Source organism: Mycobacterium sp. 20KCMC460 (assembly GCF_022179425.1).
Lineage (GTDB): Bacteria > Actinomycetota > Actinomycetes > Mycobacteriales > Mycobacteriaceae > Mycobacterium > Mycobacterium kiyosense.
In genome coordinates this window covers 379,997-405,427 of record NZ_AP025524.1, presented here as the reverse complement: position 1 = coordinate 405,427, position 25,431 = coordinate 379,997, and the positions used below count along the sequence as shown (strand labels likewise).

Genomic DNA, 25,431 nt, shown 5'->3' with positions numbered 1-25,431 from the left:
CGAGCGTGCACATGACCCTGCTTGATGCGTTCGGCGCGACGGTCTCACGGCACCGAGATGACTTGGCGCTGAGAATATTTGGTGATCGCGGGGACCTCACATGGGCCGACTGCGACAATCGCGCGCGGCGACTCGCTGCCGGGTTTCGCGACCTCGGGGTCGGTAGGGGCGACACCGTGGCACTGCTCTTGTTCAACCGGTCCGAGTTTTACCTGGCAGATCTCGCGGCACTGATGTTGGGAGCCGTACCCGTTTCGGTCTACCCGACATCGGCACCTGAACAGATCGACTACCTGCTCGCCGACGCCGACGCCAAGGTGCTCGTCACCGAACGTGCACTCGTCGAGACGGCAAAGAATTTCGCGGGTCCCACCGTCGTCATCGAAGACGCAGCGTTTCAGCGGATGTCGGAGACCACACCGCTTCAGGACGTACATCCGGGAAGCCCGGATGAGATCGCGACCATCATCTACACCTCGGGAACCACAGGTCCACCCAAAGGGGTTGAGCTAACTCATCGTTCGGTGCTCGCAGCGGTGGCTGCGATGGCCGAACGAACCGGACTCGGCGATCGGGGCCACACCATCTGCTGGCTACCGATGGCCCATATCGCGGCGCGGTGCGCCACCTACTACGGAGCCATCGTTTTCGGCGATGAAGTCACGATATGCGCGGACCCGCGCCGGATCAACGAGGTCGTCGCAGCCGTTCACCCGACATGGTTCTTCGGAGTGCCGAGAGTATGGGAGAAGCTTCAGGCCAGTGTTCAGAATTTCATCGCATCGTTGGACGGTAGCGAGCGTGACTCGGTCAACGAGGCTTTAGTGGTCGCCTTCGCGAGGGCCCGCCACATGTTGAACGACGAAACGGTGCCCGAAAAACCTGCCCACACGGTCGCCGATGCCGATGCGGTCCTCGCACCGGTCCGTCGCGCGGTCGGACTCGATCGCGTGCGCTGCGCTCAGGTCGGCGCAGCACCCATCGCCGCCGACGTCGTCGCGTTTTTCCACGCACTCGGTGTTCCGCTCGCCGAGATATACGGGTTCTCCGAAGGGATCGTCTGTTCGGCGCCCGATCCACGGCGCAGAATCACGATTGGTAGCGCGGGTCCTGCGCTGCAAGGTGTCGAGATCAAGATCGCTGATGACGGCGAGATCCTCGTCCGCGGCCGCCTCTTGATGAGCGGATACCGTAATCAGCCTGAGGCGACTGCGGCCTGCTACACACGGGACGGATTCTTCAGGAGCGGTGATATCGGCCAGTTGGTCGACGGCGAGCTTCGCATTGTGGACCGCAAGAAGGATCTCATCATCAACGCCGCGGGCAAGAACATGTCCCCCGCCAACATCGAATCGGCAATCAAGTCCGGATGTCCGCTGATCGCACAGGTCGTCGCCATCGGAGACGGCAGGCCCTACAACATCGCGCTGATCTGTCTGGACCCTGAGGAAATCGGTGAACGGTCCAGGGCGACCCTCAACGACGAAGTGCAGTCGGCAATTGCGCGCGGCAATGCGCGGCTGTCGAGGGTCGAGCAGATCAAGCGCTTCGCCATCATGGATTCTCCGTGGGTTCCGGGTGGCGATGAGCTCACTCCGACCATGAAACTGCGACGGCGGCGGATCGCCGAAAAGCACGCCGCCACCATCGAGGCGCTATACGCGGCAACCGGTGCCGTGGGTGACCGCCGAAACTTCGACGAGGAGGAGAAATGGCGACAATAGCGACCCCAAAGAACGCCACGGACGACGCGGCGGCGATCGCAGCATTGCGGAAGGACTTCGCCGCCCAACGGGCGGCATTCCGGACCGACAGCTTTCCGAGCGTTGACAGCCGGATCGAACGCCTGCAGGCGCTGGCAGGAATGGTGATCGCCAATCGCAACAGGATTCGGCAAGCGCTGCAAGCTGATTTCGCGGTGCACCCCGCAGCGCTGGCGGACCTCGCCGAGGTGCTCTCAACGGCGGGCCGTGCGCAGTTCGCTATCGAGAATCTCGAGGCCTGGATGCAGCCATCCCTACGCGAGACCGACCCCGAACTGCACGGCACTAGTTGGGCGGGCATTCACTACCAGCCGAAGGGCGTTATCGGCATCATCTCGCCGTGGAACTTCCCTTTCGACCTCTCGCTGGGCCCAGTGGTCGATATGCTGGCGGCCGGAAATCGGGCAATTATCAAACCATCTGAGCTCACCCCGAATTGCTCGGAGTTGCTTCATGAAATGGTGTCATCGACCTTCGACGCCGATCTGCTCAGCGTCGTCACCGGTAACCTCGAGCTGGCCAAGGTCTTCCCGACGTTGCCTTGGAACCACTTGCTCTACACGGGAAGTACGTCGGTCGGGCGCGCGGTCGCTTGCGCAGCCGCGGAAAACCTGACTCCGGTAACCCTCGAACTCGGGGGCAAAAGTCCCGCGGTCCTGCTTGACGACGGTGTCGACGCGCCAGCCGTGGCCAACATCGTCGGCACCAAGATGATGAAGAACGGCCAGATGTGTATCGCGCCCGACTACTGCCTGGTGCCGCGTGATCGACTGAGCGAGTTCATCTCGCTGGCCAAGCAACACTACCGAACCCACACCCCCGACTATGCCGGCAGCGACGACTGCACCGGGATCATCACCCAAGGCCATCTGGAGCGGTTGCAGAACCTGCTTGACGAAGCGCGGCGCAGCGGTTGCGAAGTCGTGCCGCTCGGGGAGGACCGCCTCGATCCGCGGACCCGCAGGATGCCCATGGTCATCGTGGTTGATCCCGCTGAGTCGTTAGGCCTGATGCGGGAAGAGATCTTCGGGCCGATCCTGCCCGTCAAACCCTACGACGACATCGCAGAGGCGATCGATTACATCAACAGAGGGGAACGGCCGCTCGGGCTGTACGTGTTCGGTCACGACGAGGCGGCCACGCAAGACGTGTTGGTTCGCACGGTATCAGGCGGCGCCTGCGTCAACGCGTGCGGACTCCAGGGAGCGCTTGCGCCACTTGGGTTCGGCGGGGTCGGCAGCAGCGGGATGGGACGCCACCACGGAATCGACGGTTTCCGCGAATTCTCCAATGCCCGTGGCGTTGTCGTGCGCGGGGAAGGCGGAGTAATGGAGGCGTTCCTGCCGCCATACGGCGCCTTGGCGACAGCGCTGGTGGACGGCGCACTCGGGGCGCCGCAATGAGCGAACTCGCCCCGCGATAGCGATGCGGATCGGTTAGGTGCTGATCTCGTCCAGGGTTGCCCGGCCGTCTCCACTGTGTTGTTGCCTGAGCTCGTGCAGCATCACCCAGGCCATCACGAAGAACCAGGTGCCGAAGATCGTCAGCGGGATCCAGAAAGCGATGATGCCGTTCCACGCGAACGGCCCGGTCTTGAAGACGATTACCAGAACCCCGAAGAGGAAAGACAGTGCGCACCAGATGTTGAAGTAGGCGACCCACCGCGCGAAGATCGGTCGCTCGCTGTGATCGCGGAACGCGGCGATCGCAATCGAAGTCAGCTGCACAATGGCGGGGGCTGGGATGCCGACGAAGGCCAGCCAGCCCAGGTCACTGAGGCTCTGCGTCGCTGACGGGTCCGTGGCACCGGCCCGAAAAGTGGCCGCCGACAAGGTGATCATCGGCAGAATGAACAGCGGCCCGTTGAGCAGGCCGGTCACCAGCTGCGTGCATCCCAGCGGACCGATACCGCCCTCGATGCGCTTCATCTGCATGAAGATCGCGACGGTCTCTATGTCAACCTGACTCAGGACCACTGTGACGGCTTGATTCGGGACCACCTCGGCGAGGAGGTGGTGGCTCAGGCGTCTTCGTAGGCTGTGATCGCGAGCTGCTACCGCGGGTATGGCTGAGCCGGTATGAGGTGGTGCCGGTTTCGATGATGGTGCCGTGGAAGGTGAGTCGGTCGACGATCGCGGCGCAGAGTCGGGGTCGGTGAAGGTTTTGGTCCAGCCGGAGAAACTCTCGTTGGATGCGATGGCTACTGACGCCTTTTCCTCGCGTTCAGTGAGTACTTGGAACAGCAACTCCGCGCCCCGGCGGTCGAGTTCCATGTAGCCGAGTTCGTCGATACATAAAAGATCGACGCGGCCGTAGCGGGCGATCGTGCGGGCGAGTTGCTTTTCATCGGCGGCCTCGACGAGTTCGTTGACCAGTTTGGTCGCCAGTGTGTAGCGGACGCGGAAGCCTTGCTCGGCGGCGGCGGTGCCCACACCAATGAGCAGGTGGGACTTGCCGGTGCCCGAGTCGCCGATCAGGCAGAGCGGGTCGCCTCGGCGTATCCAATCGCCTTGGGCGACGGTATGTACGGTGGCGGCGTTGATGTTTGGGTTGGCGTCGAAATCGAAGTCGCCGAACCATTTCTGACGTGGAAACCCGGCCGCTGCGACTCGCCGCAAGGTGGATCGGCGGTCCCGGTCATCGCATTCGGCCAGGAGCAGTTCGGCGAGGAAGCCGTGGTAGGTGAGCTGTTCACGCTCGGCGACTTTCACTGCTTCGTCGATCACCGCACGCACGGTCGGCAACCGCAGGCGTCGGCATGCGGAATCGACGGCGGCTTGGGCCGCTTGTGGGGTCATCCCGCGTTGGCGGCGCAGGGTGTTGGTGACTTTCGTGGCCGTGCTCATGATCCAGTCGTTCCTTCCATTCCGTCACCGGGTGGCGGTGTTGGGGGTCTGCGTTGGAGCAGCTCGTCGTAGGCCGCGACGTCAGGCAGCGGCCGGGTGTCGGTGGCAGGCCGGCGATCACGGTCGCTGGATCAGCCAGGCGGCGCTGGGTCAGACTGACGACCCGGTAATCGACGGTATTGGCATGGTTACCGGCGTGACGGTCTGATTCGAGACCACCACCGGCGGCATGCAGGCGTGCTTCGACCGCGACCACATCCGCTGAAACGGCACCGACCGACAGGGCGGCGTGGATCCCGGCGATCACATCGGTAGCGCGCATGCTGCGGTGCAGCAGCAGCACGTCGATTAGCGAGCGAGTCCCGCCAGCATCGCCGTCGACGCGGCGGGCCTGCTGCCAGAACGCCTCGTGCGCTGCGGTGAAAGTGCCGGCGGCGCGGGCCTGAGCAAGCGCGGTGGAGCCGGGCAACGCGCCGGGTTTGCAGTGCAACACCTCCAGATAGTGGTCGAGGTTGATCGATTGCCCGTTGCGGGTCGTGACGCGTTCATGGCGTGCGGCGATAGTGCGGCCGTCGAAGACGACCAACTCCGAGGCCCGCAGCGACACCCTGACTTTGCGTCCGATCAACCGGGCGGGAACCGAGTACTTCGCCGACCGCGCCGTGATCAGCGCCGACCGGTCCACCCGTGGATGCAGCACCAGCCCCGGGTCGAACCGCTCGGCAGGCAGAGCGGCGAGATGTTCTCGTTCGGTCTGGAAGTCCTGGCCCACGGCGTGCAGCCGGCCGGTGACCCGCCGATGATCCTCACGTGCTTCGCAGCGGCGGATGTAGTCGTTGAGCTCTGACAGCGAGTCCACTTCCGGCATGGGCGTGAGCCAGGTGCGGCGGAAACGTCCGATCTCGCCCTCGACTCCGCCTTTCTCGTGGGCGCCTTTCACTCCCGGCTGGCAGTAGAACGGGTCGAACCCGTAGAACGATCTGAACAGCACCCACCGGTCGTTCTCGACCCTGCCCCGACCGCGGCCGAACACCACCGAGGTGACCGCAGACTTCAAGTTGTCGTAGCGGATATGGCGCACCGGGATGCCGCCGATCACGTCGAATGCTTCGATGTGGCCTTCGAGGAACGCCTCCTGCGACTGAGTCGCATACACCCGATGGACTGCCTTGCCGGACATCGACATTCGGAAAACGAACATGTAGCAGCGGGTTCTGACACCAGCGAGGATGACGTGAACCTCGCCGAAATCAACCTCAGCTTCAGCGCCGGGCGGGTGTTCCTGCGGCACGAACGCTTCCTGCGCCTGCTTACCGGACTCGGCGATGATCTCCGCACGACGGACCCGGACATAGTCACGCACCGACGAATACGACACATCCTCAACGCCGTGTTCATCGGCCAGACGATTGCAAATCCTTGTCGCAGTGTGGCGTTGCTTGCGGGGCGCATCCAGATCGGTCCGCAGCATCGCATCAATCGCAGGTTTGAGCGGGCCCAGTTTCGGCGACTCCCGCACCGGTGTCTTCCGCCTCGGCGGCTCCGGATTCGCCAACGCGTGCCGGACCGTATCCCGGCCAACCTTGTACTTACGAGCAAGCGCCCGAATACCCAAACCCTCGACCCGGGCGTCCCTACGTATCTGGGCGAACAGCTCCACACGACTTCCCATCCGGAACCCTCCGACAGCGAGCCAATAATCGACACGCCAACCGTCGAGGGTGGTCCTGAATCAAACCGTCACAACACACCGGTCTGAAAGAAGGTGGTCCTGAATCAGGCCGTCACACCGGTCCTGAATCAAACTGTCATAGCCACGACGGTGAACGGGAACGTCAGTCCGGCCGCCAGCATCGAGATGATCAGGCCGAGCCTGATCCGAAATGCGTTGTCGGCATAGAAGGCAGCGAGTTGTTGTGCGGTCTGGTTCGGCGACGGGGGCGGTACCAGCCCGCCCACTGCCCAGAACCCGATGCCGAAAATGATCATCAACAGCGGACCGGAGTAGACACACCAACGCTCGGTTGTTCTGTCCATGAGACCTGCCTTCCTTGGAGGTTTGCGTTTGACGTCGAAAGCGTTCGTGACCGCGATACCCCTGTCGATCCCCGCAGCAGCCCGTCCGGCGGTGCCTACCCGCGTGCTGCGGCGGGCGGCACAATGTCCTCGAAACCGGTTGGGCCGGTTTCGACCATGCTGAATGCGATATCCGCAAGCGTCCCGATGGACTCACCCGACTCGATCGTGGCATGCAGCACCGCTCGCAGCGCGGATACCATGCACGATGCCTGGACCTGGACGCGCAGGTGGGCTATCGGATCGTCAGGTAGCCCCTGGGCGAAGTACCGCTTGAGGGCATCTTCGAATTCGTGGGCGATCTCCAGGTAGCGGCGCCGCAGCGCGGGTTCGGTGAACCAGAGGCGCATACAGGTCACGCGCAGGTCCGGCTCGAAGGTTTCGAAGAACCGCTCCAGTTGGAAGATGACCGCGGCGCGGGCCACCTGCCATCGGTCGCCGATCGCAGGAGCGGCGTCGAGGGCCTCACGTAGACCGGCGATCACCTCTGGAGCCGCGCCGAACAGGATGTCTTCTTTGGTGCCGAAGTACCGGTTGAGCGTGCTTCGGGAGCACATCGACGCCGCCGCGATCTCTTCGGCGCCTACGGCGTCGTAACCCCGGTCGACGATAAGCTCAACAGCCCGCCGCACGATCGTGGCGCTCAGGGCTGCCTTTTTGCGGGCTCGCAAGTCGGTCATCGTCTTGCCAGACTAGACCCAACGCCGGTAATGGCACGCCGTATCAACTTATCCGCTGGTGCTTGTGCCGCAGTGCTTTTGCTGAACACTTCGGTGGAGGCACCCTCAACAGATTTTCGGAGGGGCGCAATGCGCTGGGTGGTCGGACTTTCTGGCGCAGAACTAGCTGAGTCAGGCCGCGAGGTAGCAGCCGATCGTGGCGGCACAGACAATTGCACACCACGCTTCCAGAATGATTCGAAGTCTCGGCGGCGCATTATTGAGCTCCATGAAGTACAGGCCGATAAAACGGACTTTGACGAACGCGATCATCAAGATAACGACGCTGTTGATCTTGTTACTGTCGATGAACCCGTGCTGGGTTCCCATGGCCCACGAGACCAGGGTTGCGAAAATCAAAAAGCACCAAACGACTGTCGCCGACGATTTCAGCAGGTCTGCCGGCGTCCGGGCCTCGACGTCGTGGGGGATGTAGGTCATCGGGTCACCTCACCAAGAAGATCAACGGAAATAGGACAATCCAGAGAAGATCGACCATGTGCCAGAAGCAAGCGCCGCTCTCGAACAACGAATAGTTTTTCGCACCCATGTCGGGCTGGCGTGTGAGTTTGAACAAACCGGTCAAGACGGCCAGGCCGATCAGGAGATGAAAGGCATGTAGACCGGTCAGCACGTAGTAGTACATGAAGAAGTTGCTGGTGTACGGCGTGATGCCATGTTGCACCTTCTCCGTGTATTCCACAATTTTGATGACCAGAAATCCGGCGCCGCAAATAGACGCTCCGACAATGAATTTCGGGGCGTGACGACTTTGGGTTCCGGATCGCACCGCGCGCGCGGCGAGGACGACGAACAGCGAACTGACCAGTAGTAACACGGTGTTGATCGCGCCAAAGTTTTTGTTCAGCGCGGCCTGATCAAGAGCGGCCTGCGCCGGGTTGTCGAAGCGCACCAGCAGGTAAAGCACGAAAAATACTGCGAATACCGACATGTCGCCGAATATGAAGATCCAGACGCCGCCTTCTGCAGGGGTCCGCCAACTCTTGTTCGGTGCTGGCGGTACGGCGTCGGCCGTGCGAGCCTCGGTGTTGCTCACCATGGATGTTTCCTTCTGCGTAGGTCTACTGACGGCAGGCTCCGTCGATGGAACGACGGGCCTAGACGGACGTGCGGCTGAGTTGCGCTCGTCCGGCGAGAAGGTCGTGCTCGGCGCGCAGCGCGGAGATCTCTTGCCGCAGTTGATCGATCTGGGCTGCGTGATCGGTGACGGCGGTGGCGCATTGCTGATCGGCGAGTTCCTCGGCTCGTTGCCTGTTGACCGCGTTCAGCAGCAACTTGGTTAGCGTGAGCATCCAGATTGTGTAGATGACGGCCGGTACCCAGAAGGAGATGACACCGTTCCAGGCGAGCGGGCCGTCTTTGAAGTACGGGATGACCGTTCCCGGCAGGAAGACCAACTGAGCCCACAGGTTCATCCAGGCGAACCAGCGCGGGAGAATCGGTTCCTCGCGTTTGTCGCCGAAGATCGCCAGGCTGATCGCGACGCCCTGGATTGTCACCACCGGAACGGAGATGAGGAACATCATCCAGCCCAGATCGTTGAAGCGCTGGGTGATTTCGGGGTTCTCCAACGGGCGGTAGGCAGCGACCTGCCAGAAGATGGCTGCCAGCTGAAACAGCAGCACGAAGAGGGTACCGAGACCGAACTGGACGAGGGTCATCGGCGCCGTGGCACCCTCCATCCGCTTCATCTGAACCGAGATCGCGCACACCCACGGCTGGTAGCAAATACCCGAGAACAGCACCAGAATCATGCCGGTGCGGATGCCCGTGACGTTGTGGGCGTAGAACTGCGCAATCTCCACGGGGCCCGTGTTGCCGCTCGGTGGCGGAAGGAACTTGGCGAACACCAGCAGGCCCACGATCCAGCCGATCGCACACAGCGGCCCGGCCACCGCACACACCTTGTTGTTGACGTAATTCATCTGAGCCCTTCCCGGTCAATGACCACTTCGCGCCGCTCGCTATACAGCCCCCTTGGTGGCCGTCCAACGGCCATGCAGCCCGCTGCAGAGACGTCCACTCGAATGATGTGCCGATGCAATAGACACACTCGCTATAGTGACACAGCGTCCCAGATTCTTGTAGTGTGTCCTTCACCAGATGCACCGGTGGAAGGACTCCTTGGATGGGTAGTTGCGGTCAGGGGATCGTCGGGCGGATGAGGCCGAGGTGCGCTCTGGTGTGGCCCGATGGTTGCGAGACGCATCAGGTTACTTCAGGTTCTTCAACGATGCCGGCGAGCTGAACGGGAGCCGACGCGGTGGTATCCGAACGCGCACAACGGATTTTGCTGTGGTGGGGACTGACCTTCACCCTGATCTACGGGCTGGCATGGTGGCGCCTGTTCCACATGATGCCGCCGCCCTCGGCGAAATGGCCGCCGGAGCAGATCGCCCAGTTTTATCGCGAACACAGCACGACGATCAAGGTAGGCGCCACGGTCGCCAGCTGGACCAGCGGCTTCATGGTGCCGATCTCCATCGTCGTGGGCATCCAGATTGCCCGCCACGAGGCCGGCCGACCGATCTGGTCCACCCTGGCAATCGCGGGCGGATGTTTGATGTCGATTCCGCTGGTGCTCCCGCCGATCTTTTGGGGAGTCGCGGCCTTCACCCCCGACCGAGCGCCCGATATCACCGCACTCATGCACGAACTGGCCATGCTGACCTTCGTCACGACCGACCAGTACTACATCTACATGTGGGTGGCGATCGCAGTGGTCTGTCTGATCCCCAACCGGGTGCTCTACTCACCATTCCCGCGCTGGTTCGGCTACTACACCGCCTGGACGGCGCTCATGTTCGAGCCCGGAGCCCTGGCCTTCCTGTTCCGCTCCGGCCCGTTCTCGTGGAATGGTCTGCTGGCGTTCTGGTCTCCGGTAGTCACGTTCTTCGTGTGGATCGTCGCGATGGCGGTGCTGTTGTTCAAAGCCATCTCCCGACAAGAGGCGGTCGAACCTGAGGCAAAGACACCCCTCCTGGCGAAGTAGCGCGGCGATACTTGCGGCGCTGCCGGGCTGCCGGCCGTCAACCCGGCCGGATCTTCCGCACGAAAGAAGCGATGGCCGTGCCGATCTCGTCTGCGCTGTCCTCCTGGAGGAAATGCGTTCCCGGAACGGCGATTTCGGTTTGGTCGGGCCAGCTGCGCACGATGTCCACAACGCGTTGTTTGCTGTGGATGACTCCGGGATCGGCGCCTTCGGGGTGCAGCGTGCAGGACAGACTCGAACACACTGGGCAGGATGTCATAGCAGATGACCCGAGCGATCCGCTGATCGAAGGCGGCGGCGCGCAGGGCCAGGCAGCTCGCGAGTGAGCAGCCGACGACGGTCACATTTGAGAGCCAGGTGGCGGCTCGTTTCATCTGTTCACGCAAATCCAGGGGAACGGTAATCAGCTGTCCGCGAATCTCGTTGATGCACTGAGTCTTTGCCTTGATAGCCGATCTTCGAGCTACACGCAGGCAGCGGATAGCCTCCACGATGCCGTCTCGCCGCCACCAAAGTCTACGTTCGTATAGTCTCCGACCGTTCGTCCCATGCTTCATCGCCGTGCACCGGCTCAGCCGCCTCGCCGTCGTCGCCGGCTGGGTCAAGGCCCCCTCCCAGCCGGACTGAGCCCCGACCGCAACCTCTCTACGAATTCAGCGCCGCTTGTCGAACGAGGTCGATTAGTTGGCGGCCTGGGAATTCTTTGAGGTCTAGCGTGGGCAGAATGGGTTTGTTCAGTCATGAGGAGTTCCGGGACCCGGCTGACGGCGTTGGTGGCGGCGCTAGTGGTGGGGTTGTTGAGCGAGCTCGGGGTGCTGAGGTAGGCGAATACCGGGTGGATGAACCTGTGGTGGTGGGTCCGGGGTTGCCGCCTGAGGATGGTTCGTGCGGTCAGTTCACTGTGCAGTTTCACCTGTCCACGTCAATGCTGGTCAGGCTGAAACGTATTGCGGATATGCGTGGGGTGAGCGTTCCGGAGGTATGCCGGCAGGTGATCGGTGTGTTTGTTGCCCAGCAGGAGGGTGAGCTGGGCGCATTGCTTGCTGCCGAGGCCGAGGCGGCTGATTACCGGCCGAGTTTGGGTCAGGCGTAGTCGTGCCCGCCGCAGGGACGCCGCCTGGACCTGCTCATTGCTCCGATGGGGTCCGGGTGGCTTCGGAATAGCCATGGCGCTCGGAAGCTCCAAATCAGGTAGCCACCGGCCGACCTTTCACGTCACGTGCCCCTCAGTGCACGGGACTCTTCATCGCTTGCTGCGCGCGGTGAAAGAACCCACCGCAGCCCTTCAGCGTGCACTTCCGGTCGGCACCGTCAACGAAAGACTGGCTGAGCTAAAGACTTTCCGGCGGGTCCGGCATCCTTGAGCCACCAAAAGCGGAAGCTGCACCCGGCCGGCGCGGCCCAGAACTACCTCGCCATGTTGGAGAACCGCGACAGGTGCAGCTGGTGCGCAACCGTCACCGTCTTGGTCGGGCCGTTACGGTGTTTGGCGAGAATGAAATCCGCTTCCCCGCCGCGTGGATCGTCGCGATCAAATGCATCAGGTCGATTTAGCAGAATTACCATATCGGCATCTTGTTCCAGCGAACCCGATTCGCGAAGATCGGACAACATTGGTTTTTTGTCCGTCCTCTGTTCGGGACCGCGATTCAACTGACTAATCGCAACCACCGGAACTTCGAGTTCTTTCGCCAAAAGCTTGAGATGCCTTGAGAACTCGGACACCTCGACCTGGCGCGACTCGTGTTTCTTGCCCGAGGTCATCAACTGCAGGTAGTCGACGACCACCAGTTTCAAGTTCGCCTTCTGCCGCAACCGGCGGGCCTTGGCGCGGATCTCCATCATGGTCAGATTCGGCGAATCGTCGATATACAGCGGGGCCTCGCTGATCTCGCTCATCCGCCGCGCCAGTCGGGTCCAGTCGTCGTCGCTCATCCGGCCCGAACGCATGTCGGCAAGTTTGATCTTCGCCTCCGCCGACAGCAGCCGCATCACGATCTCGGACTTGCTCATCTCCAGCGAGAAGATGACGCTGGCCATCCGGTGCTTGATCGAGCACGACCGCATGAAGTCCAGTCCCAGGGTGGACTTCCCCACCCCCGGACGCGCGGCGACGATGATCATCTGCCCCGGGTGCAGCCCGTTGGTCACCTCGTCGAGTTCGGTGAAGCCGGTCGGCACGCCGCGCGAAATACCGCCGTTGGACGCGATGGCGTCGATCTCGTCCATCGTCGGCTGCAGTAGATCCTCAAGAGCCACAAAATCTTCGGAGGTCCGTCGATCGGCGACCTCGTAGATCTCGGCCTGGGCGCGGTCGACGATCTCGGCCACGTCCGCGCCGTCGGCGCCGGCGTAGCCGTACTGCACCACCCGGGTTCCGGCCTCGACCAGCCGGCGCAACAGCGCCTTCTCGGCGACGATGCCGGCGTAGTACCCGGCGTTGGCCGCCGTCGGCACCGTCGAGATCAGGGTGTGCAGATAGGGCGCCCCGCCGATACGGCGCAGCAGGCCGCGCCGGTCGAGTTCGGCGGCCACGGTCACCGGGTCGGCGGGCTCTCCCCGCCCGTACAGGTCCAGGATCGCGTCGTAGACGTTCTGATGTGCCGGACGGTAGAAGTCGCCGGGCCGCAACCGCTCCAGGACGTCGGCGACGGCGTCCTTGCTCAGCAGCATCCCGCCCAGCACGGACTGCTCCGCGGCGAGATCCTGCGGAGGCTGACGACCGTAGTCCTCGCTGGGCGGCGGAGAATCCATCCCCGGATGCGGCAGATCGTCAACGACAGCCATGGGCCTTCACCTCCTCCGACTCAAGCACCGAACATACATTCGATAAACTGCATTCAGAGCGTAGGTCAAAGCACCGACACCCAACCCCCGGTAATGCTCATCGCCAATGCGCCTGCATGAAGGTAAACGTTGCTGGCGGCCCGGCAAAGGGGGCCTGTTGATGAGGCTGTGGACCGGGTGTGCATAGCCGACGACGACAGTGTTGAGCGGACTGTGGAGAACCTGTGGAGTATTGCGGGTTATGCCGGTATCAGTGCTGCTACCAGCCATATCACGCCAGTTCTACCGTGTGGACAACAATCTCATCGGCGTGTCGGGCCAGGTTATCGCGCCGGGCGTGTTGGTTTTCACCGACATTTTCGACGGGTAAAGCGCGGGTTACGCCGCGGCCGCGCAAACACCGCTGGATTTGTTCGCCAGGGTCCCGCCAGCGCGAAGCCCGCTCCCGCAGGTTCCGCAGATAACCCACGGCAGCACGAAGCCCGGCGCGTCCCATTCGGTCACGCCGGGCAGGTGCGAAGGTTGGCCGGGTTAGGCCTGCGCCACCACGTCGACGGAGACCTCGACGTCGATCTCCGGGTGCAGGTGCACGACCACCGGGTGGGTGCCAACCGACTTGATGTGCGCCTTGGGCAGCCGCACGATCCGCTTGTCCAGGTTGGGGCCGCCCGCCTTCTTGATGGCGGTGACGATGTCGCCGGCGGTGACCGAGCCGAACAGCTTGCCGCTGTCGGCTGCCGTCTTCACCGGCAACGACACCGGACCGAGCGCCTCGATAGCCGTCTTGATCTCGTTGGCGTGTTCGCGGTCGCGGACCGTCTTGGTCTCGCGTGCCCGGCGAATGTCGTCGGCCTGGCGCTGCGCGCCGCGGGAGGCGACGATCGCCAGACCACGCGGCAACAGGAAGTTACGGCCATACCCGTCCTTGACTTCGACCGTGTCGCCGACGGAACCGAGATGGTCGACGTCAGCCGTCAGAATCAGCTTCATCGTTTGCGTTCTTTCGTTGTGCGCGGTGGTTACCGCGTCGAGGAGGTGAAGGGCAGCAGCGCGACCTCGCGGGCGTTCTTCACCGCGACTGCGATGTCCCGCTGGTGCTGCACGCAGTTGCCGGTGACCCGGCGGGCCCGGATCTTGCCGCGCTCACTGATGTAGGTCCGCAGCAGCGCGGTGTCCTTATAGTCGATGTTCTGGTCCTTCTTGGCGCAGAAGACGCATTTGCGTGCCTTGACCGGCTTCTCCGGAGCCGGGCGCCGCTTGGTGGACTTGGCCATGAGTGTGTTTCTTCCGTTCTCGTGCTCTGAAGTTCTCTAAGTCAGAAAGGTGGTTCGTCGTCGCCGCCGCCGAACGAACCCGATGCCGGGGCGCTGCCCCACGGGTCGTCGCCGGATCCGCCGGACTGTGCCGGTGCCGACTGCCGGGATCCGCCGCCGCCTCCCCCGCCGAAGCCGCCGCCACCGCCGCCGCTGCGGCTGGCCTTGTTGACCTTGGCGGTCGCGTACTTCAGCGACGGGCCGATCTCGTCGACCTCGACCTCGACCACGGTGCGCTTCTCACCTTCGCGGGTTTCGAAAGACCGTTGCTTGAGCCGTCCGGTGACGATCACGCGCGCCCCGCGGGTCAGGCTCTCGGCCACGTTCTCGGCGGCCTCCCGCCAGATGTTGCACCGCAGGAACAGCGCCTCGCCGTCCTTCCACTCCCCGCTCTGCCGGTCGTAGATGCGCGGCGTGGACGCGACCGTGAAGTTCGCCACGGCCGCACCCGATGGGGTGAACCGCAATTCGGGGTCGGCGGTGAGGTTTCCGACGACGGTAATGGTCGTGTCACCAGCCATGATTGCCTCCTGGGTCCGCCTGGTGGGTGGGTTTGGGAACGAGCGTAGGCAACAGCCCCGACAGGCCGGCTAGTGCTTGTCGGTGCGCATCACCTTGGTGCGCAACACCGACTCGTTCAGGCTCAGCTGGCGGTCGAGTTCGGAGACCGTCGCGGGCGCGGCCTTCAAGTCGATCACCACATAGATGCCTTCGGCGTGCTTGGCGATCTCGTAAGCCAGCCGCCGCCGGCCCCAGATGTCGACTTTGTCCACCGTTCCACCGTCTTTGCGGACGACGTTCAGGAACGTCTCCAGCGACGGGGCAACGGTGCGCTCGTCGAGCGTGGGGTCGAGGATGACCATGATTTCGTATGGACGCATAGGGACCTCATCACCTCCTCTGGTCTGGGCGGCCACGGACGTTCCGTGGCAGGAGGGTCGCCTGCGTCGGCAACCGCCCTAGGGTACCGGACGCCGGGCTGAGCTGGAAATTCACTTCCGGGCGCGAGCGAACTCCGCGGCCCGGGCCTGCGTCGCCGGGTCGGCTTTGGCCCACGCGCCGGTATCGAACGGCGGCTGCGGGTCGTACTCGATCAGCAGCTGGGCGGCTTGGGCGGCCTCCCGGTCGACCAGCAGCTCGACCAGCCGCAGCGCCATGTCGATACCGCTGGATACACCCGCCGCGGTGATGACGCGGTGCGCCGGATGCTCGACAACCCGCTCCGGCACGTACCGCGCCCCCAGCGCGTTGAGTTCCTCGACCGCCCGCCAATGCGTGGTTGCGGTGAGCCCGTCCAGCAGCCCGGCACTCGCCAGCAGCAGCGCGCCGGTGCACACCGAGGTGGTGAACCGGGTTCCCGGATGCACGGATTGCAGCCAGCCACATAGGGTTTCATCGCCGATGAGTGCGCGGGTCCCGATGCCCCCGGGAACCACCACCACGTCGGGCGTGGCGACCTCGTCGAAGGTGGCGTCGCAGTCTGACACCGAGCATGTTGTTCTCGGTGCGGACCTCACCGCGCTCGTGCCCGACGAACACCACGTCGACCGACGGGATGCGTTGCAGCACTTCGTATGGCCCGATCGCATCCAGCGCCGTGAACCGCGGGAACACCGGAATGGCGACCCGCATCAGCTACCTGTCCCGGCAGCTGCAAGCGGTGTCGCCGCGTCGGGCTGCGGCCGGCGGCGCAGCCACTCGGGCATCGCATCGGGTGCCCGGTCGTAAATCCCCCCGGCGGGGTCGTCGACCCGGCCGTGCCAGCGCACCAGGTCTTCGTCAGGTCGATAAATCTGCCGAATAACCAAGGCGCACAAGGTCATTACCGCGATGTCACGAAGCAGCACCGTGGCGGTGAACCATTGCTCCGGCAGCGACCGGCTGGCGTTGCCGTACAAGTAGTACATCCGCGGCACCCAGACGAGCGCGTCGATCGTCATCCACGCCAACAGAACTCGGCGGTGCGGCAACGCCAGGACGGCCAACGGCACCAGCCACAGCGAGAACTGCGGGCTCCACACCTTATTGGTGAGCAGGAATGCCGCCACCACCAAGAAGACCAGTTGCGCCACCCGCGGCCGTTGCGGCGCCGTGCAGGCGATGTAGGCGATTGCCGCACATGCCAACGCGAAAAGCACCGTGACTACGGCATTCAGTACGGTGGGCGGCTCCCAGAAACCTAGCGACGAGTCGAAACCGCGCCAACCGGTGAACGACTTGACGACGTTGAACAGCGAGTCCATGTCGTCACCGCGACGGGTGTTGAGCCGGAAGAACTCTGACCAGCCGCGCGGATAGAGCACCAGCACGGGCAGATTCACCGCCAGCCAGGTCGCCGCAGCGGCGCCCGCGGTGCGCGCCACGCCGCCGAGGCGCCCGGACCTGATCCCCAGCACCAGCAGTGGGCCCAGAAACAGCAACGGATAAAGCTTGGCCGCGGCGCCCAGCCCGATCAACACGCCGGCGAGCCAGGGTTTTCGGCGCGCCCAGGCCAGCAACCCGCCCATCGCGAAAGCCGTTGCCAGCGCGTCGAAATTGGTGAAGATCTGAAAGATCACCAGGGGTGAGGCGGAGACCAGGGCCGCGTCCCAGATCCGGCGTCCGGCCAGCCCTGAGGTCGCCCACACGGTGGCCAGCCAGGCCAGCGCCAAGCCGAGTGCGGAGAAGTTGAAAAACATCACCACTTCGGCGACCACCGGCAGCGGTGCAACCTTGCTCACCGCCGTGTAGGTCTTGGCCAGCGCCATCGAAAGATACTGGTACACCCCGGTCACCACCGGATATTCCATGTAGCGCACCGCGACCTTGCCGTCGTAGCGGATCTGCGGGGCACCGTTGCTGTCGGTCTCGGTCCAGCTGGATTTATAGGGAAACTTGCCCTGACTCAGCAGCTCCGCTCCGTACAGCGGAACCGTGTCGGAATAGCACAACTCGTAATAGGCACGTTGGTTGTCCCAGTTGGCCACCCGCTGATCCCCGGATCCCTTACCGGTGCTCTGCAGGCACGCCGCCTTCGTCGACCAACCCAGTGCCAGAAACACCAGGGCGATGGCGATCATCACCCGCAGCGGCGTCATGAACCGGGTGCGGCCGATCATCGCGTGCCGGCCCACCGGACCGCCGATCAGGCCGGCCAGCGCGGCACCCAGCACGTCGTTGCGGCTCGGGCAATCGCGGCTGTCGGCGCTACGCCGGTCGGCGGCCAGCGGTTGTGGCGAAATCTCGGCGCGCTGCGTCGACGCCGTGACCTCAGGACGGGTCACGGCGGGTTGGGCACGTCGGCGGGCGGCCCACCGCCCGGCGCACCCGGCGCACCCGGCGCTGGAACCCCTGGCGCAGGCGGGCCACCGGGGGCCGGCGGCGCCAGCGTGATCGTGGTGGGCGGGCCGACCGGGACGGTGATCCCCGGTGCCACCTCCACGGTGGGTTGGATCACGGTCTCCGAGGGTGGGGCCGGCGGGGGCGGCGGCGGTGCGGGCACCCCCGCATATCCGCCGATCTCGGTGGGCTTGGGGAAGGTCTCGTTCTGGGTGCCTTTCAGCGCGCCGTCCATCGTCGCCTTCCAGATGTCCGACGGCAGACCCGAGCCGTAGACGGCTCCGCCCGACGCGGTCACCAGCGGCTGGTCACCCTTGACGGTGCCCACCCACACCGCCGTCGCCAGCGACGGCGTGTACCCGACCATCCACGCGTCCTTGTTCGAAGTGGTGTCCCCCAACTGCGTGGTCCCGGTCTTGGCCGCCGACGGCCGCCCCCCGGCCAGGTTGTGGCCGCGGGAGTACCCGGCGATCGGCTGCATCGCGGCAGTCACGTTGTCGGCCACCGCCTTCGGGATGCGTTCCTCACCGCCGTTGGCGGCGGTGCCGGCGTCGAAGAGGACCTGGCCCTCGGCATTGACCACCTTCTGCACGAAGTGCGGCCGGTGGTAGACGCCCGACGCGGCCAGCGTGGCGTAGGCGCTGGCCATGTCGATCACCCGGGTCTGGTACTGCCCCAACACGATTCCGTTGTTGGGCGGGCCGCCGTTACCGTCTTCGGACAGCGTGTGCGACACGCCGGGGAAGCTCTGGGCGATACCGGCCTGGTGCGCGGCGTCGGCCACCGCCTGCGGGCCGCCTTTGAGCTTGAGCATCAACCGGTAGTACGACGTGTTCAGCGACATCTTCAGCGCCTGGGCCAGATTGCAGGTCCCGCAGCTTTCACCCTCGACGTTGGTGATCTTGATGCCGTCGACGGTCAACGGCGAGCTGTCCACCTGGTAGCCCAGCCCGATGCCCTGCTCCAGCGCGGCGACCAAGGCGAACACCTTGAACGACGACCCGGTCTGCAACCCCGCCTGCGCGAAGTCGAAGCCCTGAGCGTTGGACCCGCCGTAGTAGGCCTTCACCGCGCCGGTGTGCGGGTCGATCGACACCACCGCCGCCCGCATCTGAGGATCCTCGCCCTCGAGGTATTTGGCGACGGCCTTCTCCGCGGCCTGCTGCGCCTGCGGATCGATAGTGGTGGTGACCTGCAGTCCCTGGGTGTTCAGCGTCTGTTCATCGATGTTGAACAGATCCATCAGTTCCTTGGTGACCTGACGTTCGATCAACCCGTTCGGTCCGGTCGGCTGATTGGCGGCACGTGCCTGGTCCGGCGACACGGTGGGGGGGAACACCTGTTTGGCGCGGTCGCCGGCGGACAGCGCCTTGGTCTCCACCATGCCGTCGAGCACCCAGTTCCAGCGGGCCAGTGCGCCGTCGGGATCCACGGCCGGGTCCAGCGTGGACGGTCGCCGGATCAGGGCGGCCAGCAGCGCGCCTTCGGACACGGTGAGCTGTTCCACGGGTTTGTCGAAGTAGGCCTTGGACGCCGCCGAGATGCCGTAGGCGCCGCGCCCGAAATAGATGATGTTCAGATAAGCCTGCAGCACATCGTCTTTGGACCACTCCCCCGCCATCTTGGTGGCGATCACGAGCTCTTTGGCCTTGCGCATCATTCCGCTCAGCCCGTGTTGCGCCGAGCCGACCAAGGCGTTCTTGACGTACTGCTGGGTGATCGTCGAGCCGCCCTGCAGGTCACCGCCGAACAGGTTGTTGCGCGCCGCCCGGGCGAAGCCGCTGAACGAGAAGCCGGGATTGGAATAGAAGCCGCGGTCCTCGGCGGCGATCACCGCCTGACGCACGTGCACCGGCACCTGGCTGAGGTTCACGTCGACCCGATTACCTTCGGGCGGAACGATTTTGGCGATCTCGCTACCGTCGCTGGCCAGGATGGTGGACACCTGGTTGGTGCGGATGTCCCCGGGCCGGGGCACCTCGACGATGAAGTACGCCATGGTGAAAGTGACGATCGGCAGCAGGATCAGCACTGCCGCGCTGAGGTACAGCGATCGGCGGACCCACCGCCAGTTGATCTGCTCGCTCCACCTCGGCCGCGGCCGACCCGCCGGTCCGCCCGCGGGCCCCGTCGGACCCGACGGTGGAGGCCCGCCCGGTGGGCGCCGGTCGGCGGCGCCATATCGTCGCCCGGCGCGGGACGACGGCGACTCCAGCGCGGCCTTGACCTGGTCGAGATGGTCGGGCTGGGGCGGGTTGTCCAGCGCGGCCTTGACCTCCTCGATGGGGTCCGCGTGCCGGGACGTCCGCTCGTCGGGCACGGCCGGAATGATCGTCGTCAACCGGTCGTCGGGCGGTACCGCGCGGCGCGGTACCGAGCGGGCACCCGTCGCCCCCGTTACTCCCGCTGCCCCCGGACCGTCGCCGCCGGAATGCTTGCCGCCTTCAGTCGTCGGCTCGTCCGGGGTGTCGCTGGACGACTGGTGATGGCGTCCGTCGTTACTCACTGGCAGTGCGGGATTTCCTCGGCGGTTGCGCGGGGCGTGGCGCACCGAGCACGTAGGACTTGACCAGGTGATTCCAGCTGCACGTGCGGCACACCTCCACCACATGTACAGCAAACTCGGAGAAGCGAGTGGCCAGCAAGACCAGCTCTTCGGCGGTGCGCGCCGACCCTGACACCGCACCCAGATGCTCGCCGAAAACCCAGGACACCAGCGTCAGCTGCTCCTTGCGGCAGATCGGGCACATGACCTGGCTTTGTTTCCCGTGAAACTTGGCCGCGCGCAGCAAATACGGGTTGGCGTCGCAGACCTCGGACACTCCGGTACGCCCGGAGTACACCTCGGCCAGCAGCGAGCGCCGCCGAAGCGCGTAATCCACCACCTGTCGCTGCAGTCGCACGCTGACCAGAGTACGTCCCCCTCCCCGGCGCCGATATGCAACACAGTCTGTTGTCGTGCGCTTGCGGCGAGTCGGGTACCGGACTCCTACGATCAGTCCGTGGCGATATGGTCCGGTTCGACTTCGACCCGAGCAAAAGACACTGACCGGCAAGAGACGTGCCAGATTCTCGACAACGCCCTGGCCGACGGTGAGATCTCCGCGGAGGAACACCGAGAGCGCGTCAGTTCGGCAACCCAGGCCGTGACGCTGGGCGAGTTACAGCGCCTGGTGACCGATCTGCAATTCCACAGCACGCTGGTCAAGACGCCGGCGACCAAGCTACGCAGCCCGCGGCCGGGACTGGGCTTGGCCGCGGCCGCACTCGGGGTGACGGTGCTGCTGGGCATCGGCATCGGCTGGGGTCTCTACGGCAACACCACCTCACCGCTGGACTTCACCTCCGATCCCGGCGCCAAGTCCGACGGCGTCGCGCCGGTGGTGCTCACCCCACCCAGACAACTGCACTCCCTTGGTGGTCTCACCGGACTGATGGAGCAGACGCGCAAGCGCTTCGGCGACACCCTGGGCTACCGCTTGGTGATCTACCCGACCTACGCCTCGTTCGAACGCAAAGACCCCGCCGACGACCGTCGGGTGCTCAACTACACCTACCGCGGCGGCTGGGGCGACCCCAGCACCTCGGCCAAGAGCAGCACCGACACCGAGCTGGTCGACCTGGGCAAATTCGACGTCAAGGCGGTGGTCGGCGTCATGCGCGGGGCCCCGGAGACCGTCGGCATCAAGCAATCCGACGTCAAGAGCAGCTACCTGATCGTGGAACCGGGCAAAGACCCAACCGCGCCCGGTGGCCTGACGCTGACCATCTACGTGTCCAGCGATTACGGCAGCGGCTACATCGCGTTGGCCGGCGACGGCACCGTCAAACAGGTCAACTACGTCAGCTGAACGGGTCGGCCGCAGCAAAGCTTCCGTGTGACGAACAGAGCACTAACAGACGGTTGAGTTGTCGCTAATATATCGGGGCGATACTATGACGCGAGGCGTCGAAGCTTCGTAACGCCCGAAGTATCGGCCGAACGGTCAAGCCACGCAGAAGGAGGTGACTCGTTGCTGGAACTCGCGATTCTGGGCCTGCTGATCGAGTCGCCGATGCATGGCTACGAGCTGCGCAAGCGGCTGACCGGCCTCCTCGGCGCCTTCCGCGCATTCTCCTACGGTTCGTTGTACCCAGCGCTGCGGCGCATGCAGGCCGACGGCCTGATCGCCGAGAACGCCGCACCGGCCGGGATGCCGGTACGCCGGGCCCGCCGGGTCTACCAACTGACCGACGAGGGCCGCCGTCGCTTCAGCGAGCTGGTCGCCGACACCGGCCCGCACAACTACACCGACGACGGCTTCGGCGTGCACCTGGCATTTTTCAATCGCACGCCGGCCGAAGCGCGGATGCGCATCCTGGAAGGCCGCCGCCGCCAGGTCGAGGAACGCCGCGAAGGTCTGCGCGAAGCGGTGGCACGGGCCAGTAGCTCGTTCGATCGCTACACCCGTCAACTGCATCAACTCGGGCTCGAGTCCAGCGAGCGCGAGGTCAAGTGGCTCAACGAGCTCATCGCCGCCGAACGGGCGGCACCCAATCCCGTCGAACAGACGTAACCACCCCGCACGACCAACCGCGCACGACAACGCACATTCAAGAACGAAGAGTTCGAAAGGTTAGGAGAACGCCCAAATGAGTGAGCAGAACGCGCCCCAGGCGTCTGAGGTACGAGTCGCCATCGTCGGCGTCGGAAACTGCGCGTCCTCGCTGGTTCAGGGCGTCGAGTACTACTACAACGCCGACGACACCGCCTCGGTCCCCGGCCTGATGCACGTCCGGTTCGGCCCGTACCACGTCCGCGACGTCAAGTTCGTGGCCGCCTTCGACGTGGACGCCAAGAAGGTGGGCTTCGACCTGTCCGACGCGATCTACGCCTCGGAGAACAACACCATCAAGATCGCCGACGTGCCCCCCACCAACGTGGTGGTGCAGCGCGGCCCGACCCTCGACGGCATCGGCAAGTACTACGCCGACACCATCGAACTCTCCGACGACGAGCCGGTCGACGTGGTCAAGGTGCTCAAGGACAACAAGGTCGACGTGCTGGTGTCCTACCTACCGGTGGGCTCCGAGGAGGCCGACAAGTTCTACGCCCAGTGCGCCATCGACGCCGGCGTGGCGTTCGTCAACGCGCTGCCGGTGTTCATCGCCTCCGACCCGGTGTGGGCCAAGAAGTTCAAGGATGCCGGCGTCCCGATCATCGGCGACGACATCAAGAGCCAGGTCGGGGCCACCATCACCCACCGGGTGATGGCCAAGCTGTTCGAGGACCGCGGCGTCACGCTGGACCGCACCTACCAGCTCAACGTCGGCGGCAACATGGACTTCAAGAACATGCTGGAGCGGGAGCGGCTGGAATCCAAGAAGGTCTCCAAGACCCAGGCCGTGACGTCCAACCTCACCGGATCGCTCGCCGGCAAGGTCGAGGACAAGAACGTCCACATCGGCCCGTCCGACCACGTCGCCTGGCTCGACGACCGCAAATGGGCATACGTGCGCCTGGAAGGCCGCGCCTTCGGCGACGTGCCGCTGAACCTGGAGTACAAGCTCGAGGTGTGGGACTCGCCGAACTCCGCCGGCATCATCATCGACGCGGTGCGGGCGGCCAAGATCGCCAAGGACCGCGGCATCGGCGGCCCGGTGCTGCCGGCGTCGGCGTACCTGATGAAGAGCCCGCCCGAGCAGCTGCCCGACGACGTCGCGCGCACTCAGCTCGAAGAGTTCATCATCGGGGGCTGACCGGCCCTGGCCCGCCTGAGCGGGCATCGTAATGTCGCAGGGGTGAGCGATCACCCTGATGATGGATTGACCGGGCTCTCCGAGTTCGACCTGCTCTCCGAAAACGCCGAGCAAGCCGGCGTTTCGGGTCCCCTACCGGCCGTCGAGCGGGTGAATTCGGGCGGCATCAGCGCGCTGCGCTGGGGTGGCTCCGATCCGCGGGTGATCTTCCTGCACGGTGGCGGACAGAACGCGCACACGTGGGACACCGTGATCGTCGGGCTGGGTGTACCGGCGCTGGCCGTCGATCTGCCCGGGCACGGGCATTCGGCGTGGCGCGAGGACGGCGACTACTCGCCGCAGCACAATGCCGACGCCCTGGTGCCGGTGCTGCGGGAGCTGGCACCGACCGCGCAGTTGGTGGTCGGGATGTCGCTGGGCGGCCTGACCGCCATTCGGCTCGGCGCGTTGGCGCCCGAACTGGTGGACGAGTTGGTGCTCGTCGACGTCACCCCCTCGGCGCTGGCACGGCACTCCGAGATGACCAAGGAACAGCGCGGCACGGTGGAACTGATGGCCGGTGAGCGGGAGTTCCCCAGCTTCCAGGCGATGCTGGACCTGACCGTCGCCGCCGCCCCGCACCGCGAGGTCAAGGCGTTGCGTCGCGGCGTGTTCCACAACTCGCGCCGGCTGGACAACGGCAACTGGACCTGGCGCTACGACACCATCCGCAAGTTCCCCGACTTCGACAGCCTGTGGGACGACGTCGATGCCCTGTCAGCCCCGGTGACCCTGGTGCGCGGCGGCACCTCCGGCTTCGTCAACGACGACGACGTCAGCGAATTAGCCAGGCGCGCAACGAAATTCCGCGGCTCCCACGTCGTCGAAAACTCGGGCCACTCGGTGCAGAGCGACCAGCCGCGCGCCCTGATCGACCTCGTGCGGAAGGTGATCGACGGAGGCTAGCGCCTACGGTGGTCACTATGACCTCCCCCGTGCTCCCCGATTTTCCGATCCGCGTCGGCGTACAGCTGCAACCCCAGCACGCCCCGCAATACAGCCAGATCCGCGACGCCGTGCGGCGCTGCGAGGACATCGGCGTCGACGTCGCCTTCAACTGGGACCACTTCTTCCCGCTCTACGGCGACCCCGACGGCGCCCACTTCGAATGCTGGACCATGCTTGGCGCCTGGGCCGAGCAGACTTCGCGCATCCAGATCGGCGCCCTGGTGACCTGCAACTCCTACCGCAACCCCGAGCTGCTCGCCGACATGGCCCGCACCGTCGACCACATCTCCGATGGGCGACTCATCCTGGGCATCGGCTCGGGATGGAAGCAGAAGGACTACGACGAGTACGGCTACGAGTTCGGGACCGCCGGCAGCCGACTCGACGACCTGGCCGAGGCGATGCCGCGGATCAAGTCGCGGCTGGCCAAGCTGAACCCGGCGCCGACCCGCGACATCCCCGTGCTGATCGGCGGCGGCGGCGAACGCAAGACCCTGCGGCTGGTCGCCGAGCACGCCGACATTTGGCACAGCTTCGCCTCCGCCGACGAGTTCCCCGCCAAAGCCCAAGTGCTGAGCGGCCACTGCGAAGCCGTCGGGCGGGACCCCGCGACAATCGAACGTTCGGCGTCGGCCGGCCACGGAGCCGACCTGATCGCCAACGCCGAAGCCCTGACCGCCTTGGGCGTCACGTTGCTGACGGTGGGCTGCGATGGCCCCGACTATGACCTGACGGATGCCCAAACCCTCTGCCGATGGCGCGATAACGCACGCTAGATGCGTTTCCTCGGCAAAACATTGCATCCGACGCGCGAAGTCATGGTTAACTGTCGGCGCCAGTAGCCTTTCGGGGGGCGAAAGTGACGTCAGA

Annotated in this window: 23 protein-coding genes and 4 pseudogenes; 9 read left to right on the top strand and 18 right to left on the bottom strand. The window is 64.7% G+C overall.

Features of this window, described 5'->3' with window-relative positions; genetic code table 11:
* Positions 1–11 precede the first annotated feature (11 nt).
* Together MKCMC460_RS01900 and MKCMC460_RS01895 are read left to right on the top strand one after the other, a co-directional pair.
* A complete protein-coding gene (locus MKCMC460_RS01900; protein ID WP_236979436.1) occupies positions 12–1,724 on the top strand; it encodes a long-chain fatty acid--CoA ligase in 1,713 nt (570 codons plus the stop codon).
* The gene (locus tag MKCMC460_RS01895; protein ID WP_238305260.1) at positions 1,712–3,166 is read left to right on the top strand and encodes an aldehyde dehydrogenase family protein; all 1,455 of its coding nucleotides are present in this window, start codon (positions 1,712–1,714) and stop codon (positions 3,164–3,166) included. Before MKCMC460_RS01900 ends, MKCMC460_RS01895 begins: the two co-directional genes overlap by 13 nt.
* Before the next feature lie 33 nt (positions 3,167–3,199).
* Here MKCMC460_RS01895 and MKCMC460_RS01890 read toward each other — a convergent pair whose 3' ends face one another.
* The 8 genes and pseudogenes from MKCMC460_RS01890 to MKCMC460_RS01855 form a co-directional block, all read right to left on the bottom strand.
* The gene (locus MKCMC460_RS01890; RefSeq protein ID WP_236979432.1) at positions 3,200–3,691 is read right to left on the bottom strand and encodes a hypothetical protein; all 492 of its coding nucleotides are present in this window, start codon (positions 3,689–3,691) and stop codon (positions 3,200–3,202) included.
* Between the two features lie 28 nt (positions 3,692–3,719).
* Positions 3,720–4,609 (bottom strand): annotated as a pseudogene (gene istB, locus MKCMC460_RS01885) (IS21-like element helper ATPase IstB).
* Positions 4,606–6,281: pseudogene (gene istA, locus MKCMC460_RS01880) on the bottom strand (IS21 family transposase). Before istA ends, istB begins: the two co-directional pseudogenes overlap by 4 nt.
* A 128-nt stretch (positions 6,282–6,409) precedes the next feature.
* A complete protein-coding gene (locus MKCMC460_RS01875) occupies positions 6,410–6,646 on the bottom strand; it encodes a hypothetical protein (RefSeq protein ID WP_238305259.1) in 237 nt (78 codons plus the stop codon).
* Between the two features lie 95 nt (positions 6,647–6,741).
* Entirely contained in the window at positions 6,742–7,365 is a 624-nt protein-coding gene (locus MKCMC460_RS01870) for a TetR/AcrR family transcriptional regulator (protein WP_236979428.1), read from the bottom strand.
* A 171-nt stretch (positions 7,366–7,536) separates the two neighbouring features.
* Positions 7,537–7,845, bottom strand: coding sequence for a cytochrome C oxidase subunit IV family protein (locus tag MKCMC460_RS01865; protein ID WP_238305258.1), 309 nt, complete (start codon positions 7,843–7,845; stop codon positions 7,537–7,539).
* A 4-nt stretch (positions 7,846–7,849) separates the two neighbouring features.
* Positions 7,850–8,464: a cytochrome c oxidase subunit 3 gene (locus MKCMC460_RS01860; RefSeq protein WP_238305257.1), complete on the bottom strand. Its 615-nt coding sequence runs from the start codon at positions 8,462–8,464 to the stop codon at positions 7,850–7,852.
* Between the two features lie 58 nt (positions 8,465–8,522).
* Positions 8,523–9,350, bottom strand: coding sequence for a hypothetical protein (locus tag MKCMC460_RS01855; RefSeq protein WP_236979414.1), 828 nt, complete (start codon positions 9,348–9,350; stop codon positions 8,523–8,525).
* A 338-nt stretch (positions 9,351–9,688) separates the two neighbouring features.
* Here MKCMC460_RS01855 and MKCMC460_RS01850 point away from each other — a divergent pair, with 338 nt between their 5' ends.
* Positions 9,689–10,417: a hypothetical protein gene (locus MKCMC460_RS01850; RefSeq protein WP_236979412.1), complete on the top strand. Its 729-nt coding sequence runs from the start codon at positions 9,689–9,691 to the stop codon at positions 10,415–10,417.
* Between the two features lie 37 nt (positions 10,418–10,454).
* Here the strand turns inward: MKCMC460_RS01850 and MKCMC460_RS01845 are convergent.
* Positions 10,455–10,622 (bottom strand): annotated as a pseudogene (locus tag MKCMC460_RS01845) (haloalkane dehalogenase); the annotation flags it as partial.
* 519 nt (positions 10,623–11,141) lie between these two features.
* Here MKCMC460_RS01845 and MKCMC460_RS01840 point away from each other — a divergent pair.
* Positions 11,142–11,510 (top strand): hypothetical protein, encoded by a 369-nt coding sequence (locus MKCMC460_RS01840; RefSeq protein ID WP_238305256.1) that lies wholly within the window; start codon positions 11,142–11,144, stop codon positions 11,508–11,510.
* 314 nt (positions 11,511–11,824) lie between these two features.
* On the opposite strand, the gene dnaB is transcribed toward MKCMC460_RS01840, so the two are convergent.
* From dnaB to MKCMC460_RS01795, 9 genes and pseudogenes are all read right to left on the bottom strand, one after another.
* A complete protein-coding gene (gene dnaB, locus MKCMC460_RS01835) occupies positions 11,825–13,204 on the bottom strand; it encodes a replicative DNA helicase (RefSeq protein ID WP_238305255.1) in 1,380 nt (459 codons plus the stop codon).
* 531 nt (positions 13,205–13,735) lie between these two features.
* Complete coding sequence (gene rplI, locus MKCMC460_RS01830) at positions 13,736–14,194, bottom strand: 50S ribosomal protein L9 (protein ID WP_236979409.1); 459 nt, start codon at positions 14,192–14,194, stop codon at positions 13,736–13,738.
* 29 nt (positions 14,195–14,223) lie between these two features.
* On the bottom strand, positions 14,224–14,478 hold the full coding sequence (gene rpsR / locus MKCMC460_RS01825) for a 30S ribosomal protein S18 (protein WP_236979407.1): 255 nt from the start codon (positions 14,476–14,478) through the stop codon (positions 14,224–14,226).
* A gap of 41 nt (positions 14,479–14,519) precedes the next feature.
* The gene (locus tag MKCMC460_RS01820; RefSeq protein ID WP_238305253.1) at positions 14,520–15,038 is read right to left on the bottom strand and encodes a single-stranded DNA-binding protein; all 519 of its coding nucleotides are present in this window, start codon (positions 15,036–15,038) and stop codon (positions 14,520–14,522) included.
* Between the two features lie 69 nt (positions 15,039–15,107).
* Positions 15,108–15,398 (bottom strand): 30S ribosomal protein S6, encoded by a 291-nt coding sequence (gene rpsF, locus MKCMC460_RS01815; protein WP_236979405.1) that lies wholly within the window; start codon positions 15,396–15,398, stop codon positions 15,108–15,110.
* A gap of 111 nt (positions 15,399–15,509) precedes the next feature.
* Positions 15,510–16,149 (bottom strand): annotated as a pseudogene (locus MKCMC460_RS01810) (DJ-1/PfpI family protein).
* Positions 16,149–17,780: a glycosyltransferase family 87 protein gene (locus tag MKCMC460_RS01805; protein WP_238305252.1), complete on the bottom strand. Its 1,632-nt coding sequence runs from the start codon at positions 17,778–17,780 to the stop codon at positions 16,149–16,151. Before MKCMC460_RS01805 ends, MKCMC460_RS01810 begins: the two are co-directional and overlap by 1 nt.
* On the bottom strand, positions 17,777–20,341 hold the full coding sequence (locus tag MKCMC460_RS01800) for a transglycosylase domain-containing protein (RefSeq protein ID WP_370653055.1): 2,565 nt from the start codon (positions 20,339–20,341) through the stop codon (positions 17,777–17,779). Before MKCMC460_RS01800 ends, MKCMC460_RS01805 begins: the two co-directional genes overlap by 4 nt.
* Positions 20,334–20,738: a DUF5318 family protein gene (locus MKCMC460_RS01795; RefSeq protein WP_236979403.1), complete on the bottom strand. Its 405-nt coding sequence runs from the start codon at positions 20,736–20,738 to the stop codon at positions 20,334–20,336. Before MKCMC460_RS01795 ends, MKCMC460_RS01800 begins: the two co-directional genes overlap by 8 nt.
* Positions 20,739–20,837: 99 nt before the next feature.
* On the opposite strand from MKCMC460_RS01795, the gene MKCMC460_RS01790 reads away from it, so the two are divergent.
* The 5 genes from MKCMC460_RS01790 (at position 20,838) to MKCMC460_RS01770 (ending at position 25,337) form a co-directional block, all read left to right on the top strand.
* Positions 20,838–21,686, top strand: coding sequence for a DUF1707 domain-containing protein (locus MKCMC460_RS01790; protein WP_236979401.1), 849 nt, complete (start codon positions 20,838–20,840; stop codon positions 21,684–21,686).
* A 162-nt stretch (positions 21,687–21,848) separates the two neighbouring features.
* On the top strand, positions 21,849–22,391 hold the full coding sequence (locus tag MKCMC460_RS01785) for a PadR family transcriptional regulator (RefSeq protein WP_236979399.1): 543 nt from the start codon (positions 21,849–21,851) through the stop codon (positions 22,389–22,391).
* 76 nt (positions 22,392–22,467) lie between these two features.
* Positions 22,468–23,574 (top strand): inositol-3-phosphate synthase, encoded by a 1,107-nt coding sequence (locus MKCMC460_RS01780; RefSeq protein ID WP_236979397.1) that lies wholly within the window; start codon positions 22,468–22,470, stop codon positions 23,572–23,574.
* Between the two features lie 42 nt (positions 23,575–23,616).
* Positions 23,617–24,519: an alpha/beta fold hydrolase gene (locus MKCMC460_RS01775; RefSeq protein WP_238305251.1), complete on the top strand. Its 903-nt coding sequence runs from the start codon at positions 23,617–23,619 to the stop codon at positions 24,517–24,519.
* 17 nt (positions 24,520–24,536) lie between these two features.
* The gene (locus MKCMC460_RS01770) at positions 24,537–25,337 is read left to right on the top strand and encodes an LLM class F420-dependent oxidoreductase (protein WP_236979395.1); all 801 of its coding nucleotides are present in this window, start codon (positions 24,537–24,539) and stop codon (positions 25,335–25,337) included.
* The last annotated feature ends 94 nt before the right edge of the window (positions 25,338–25,431 follow it).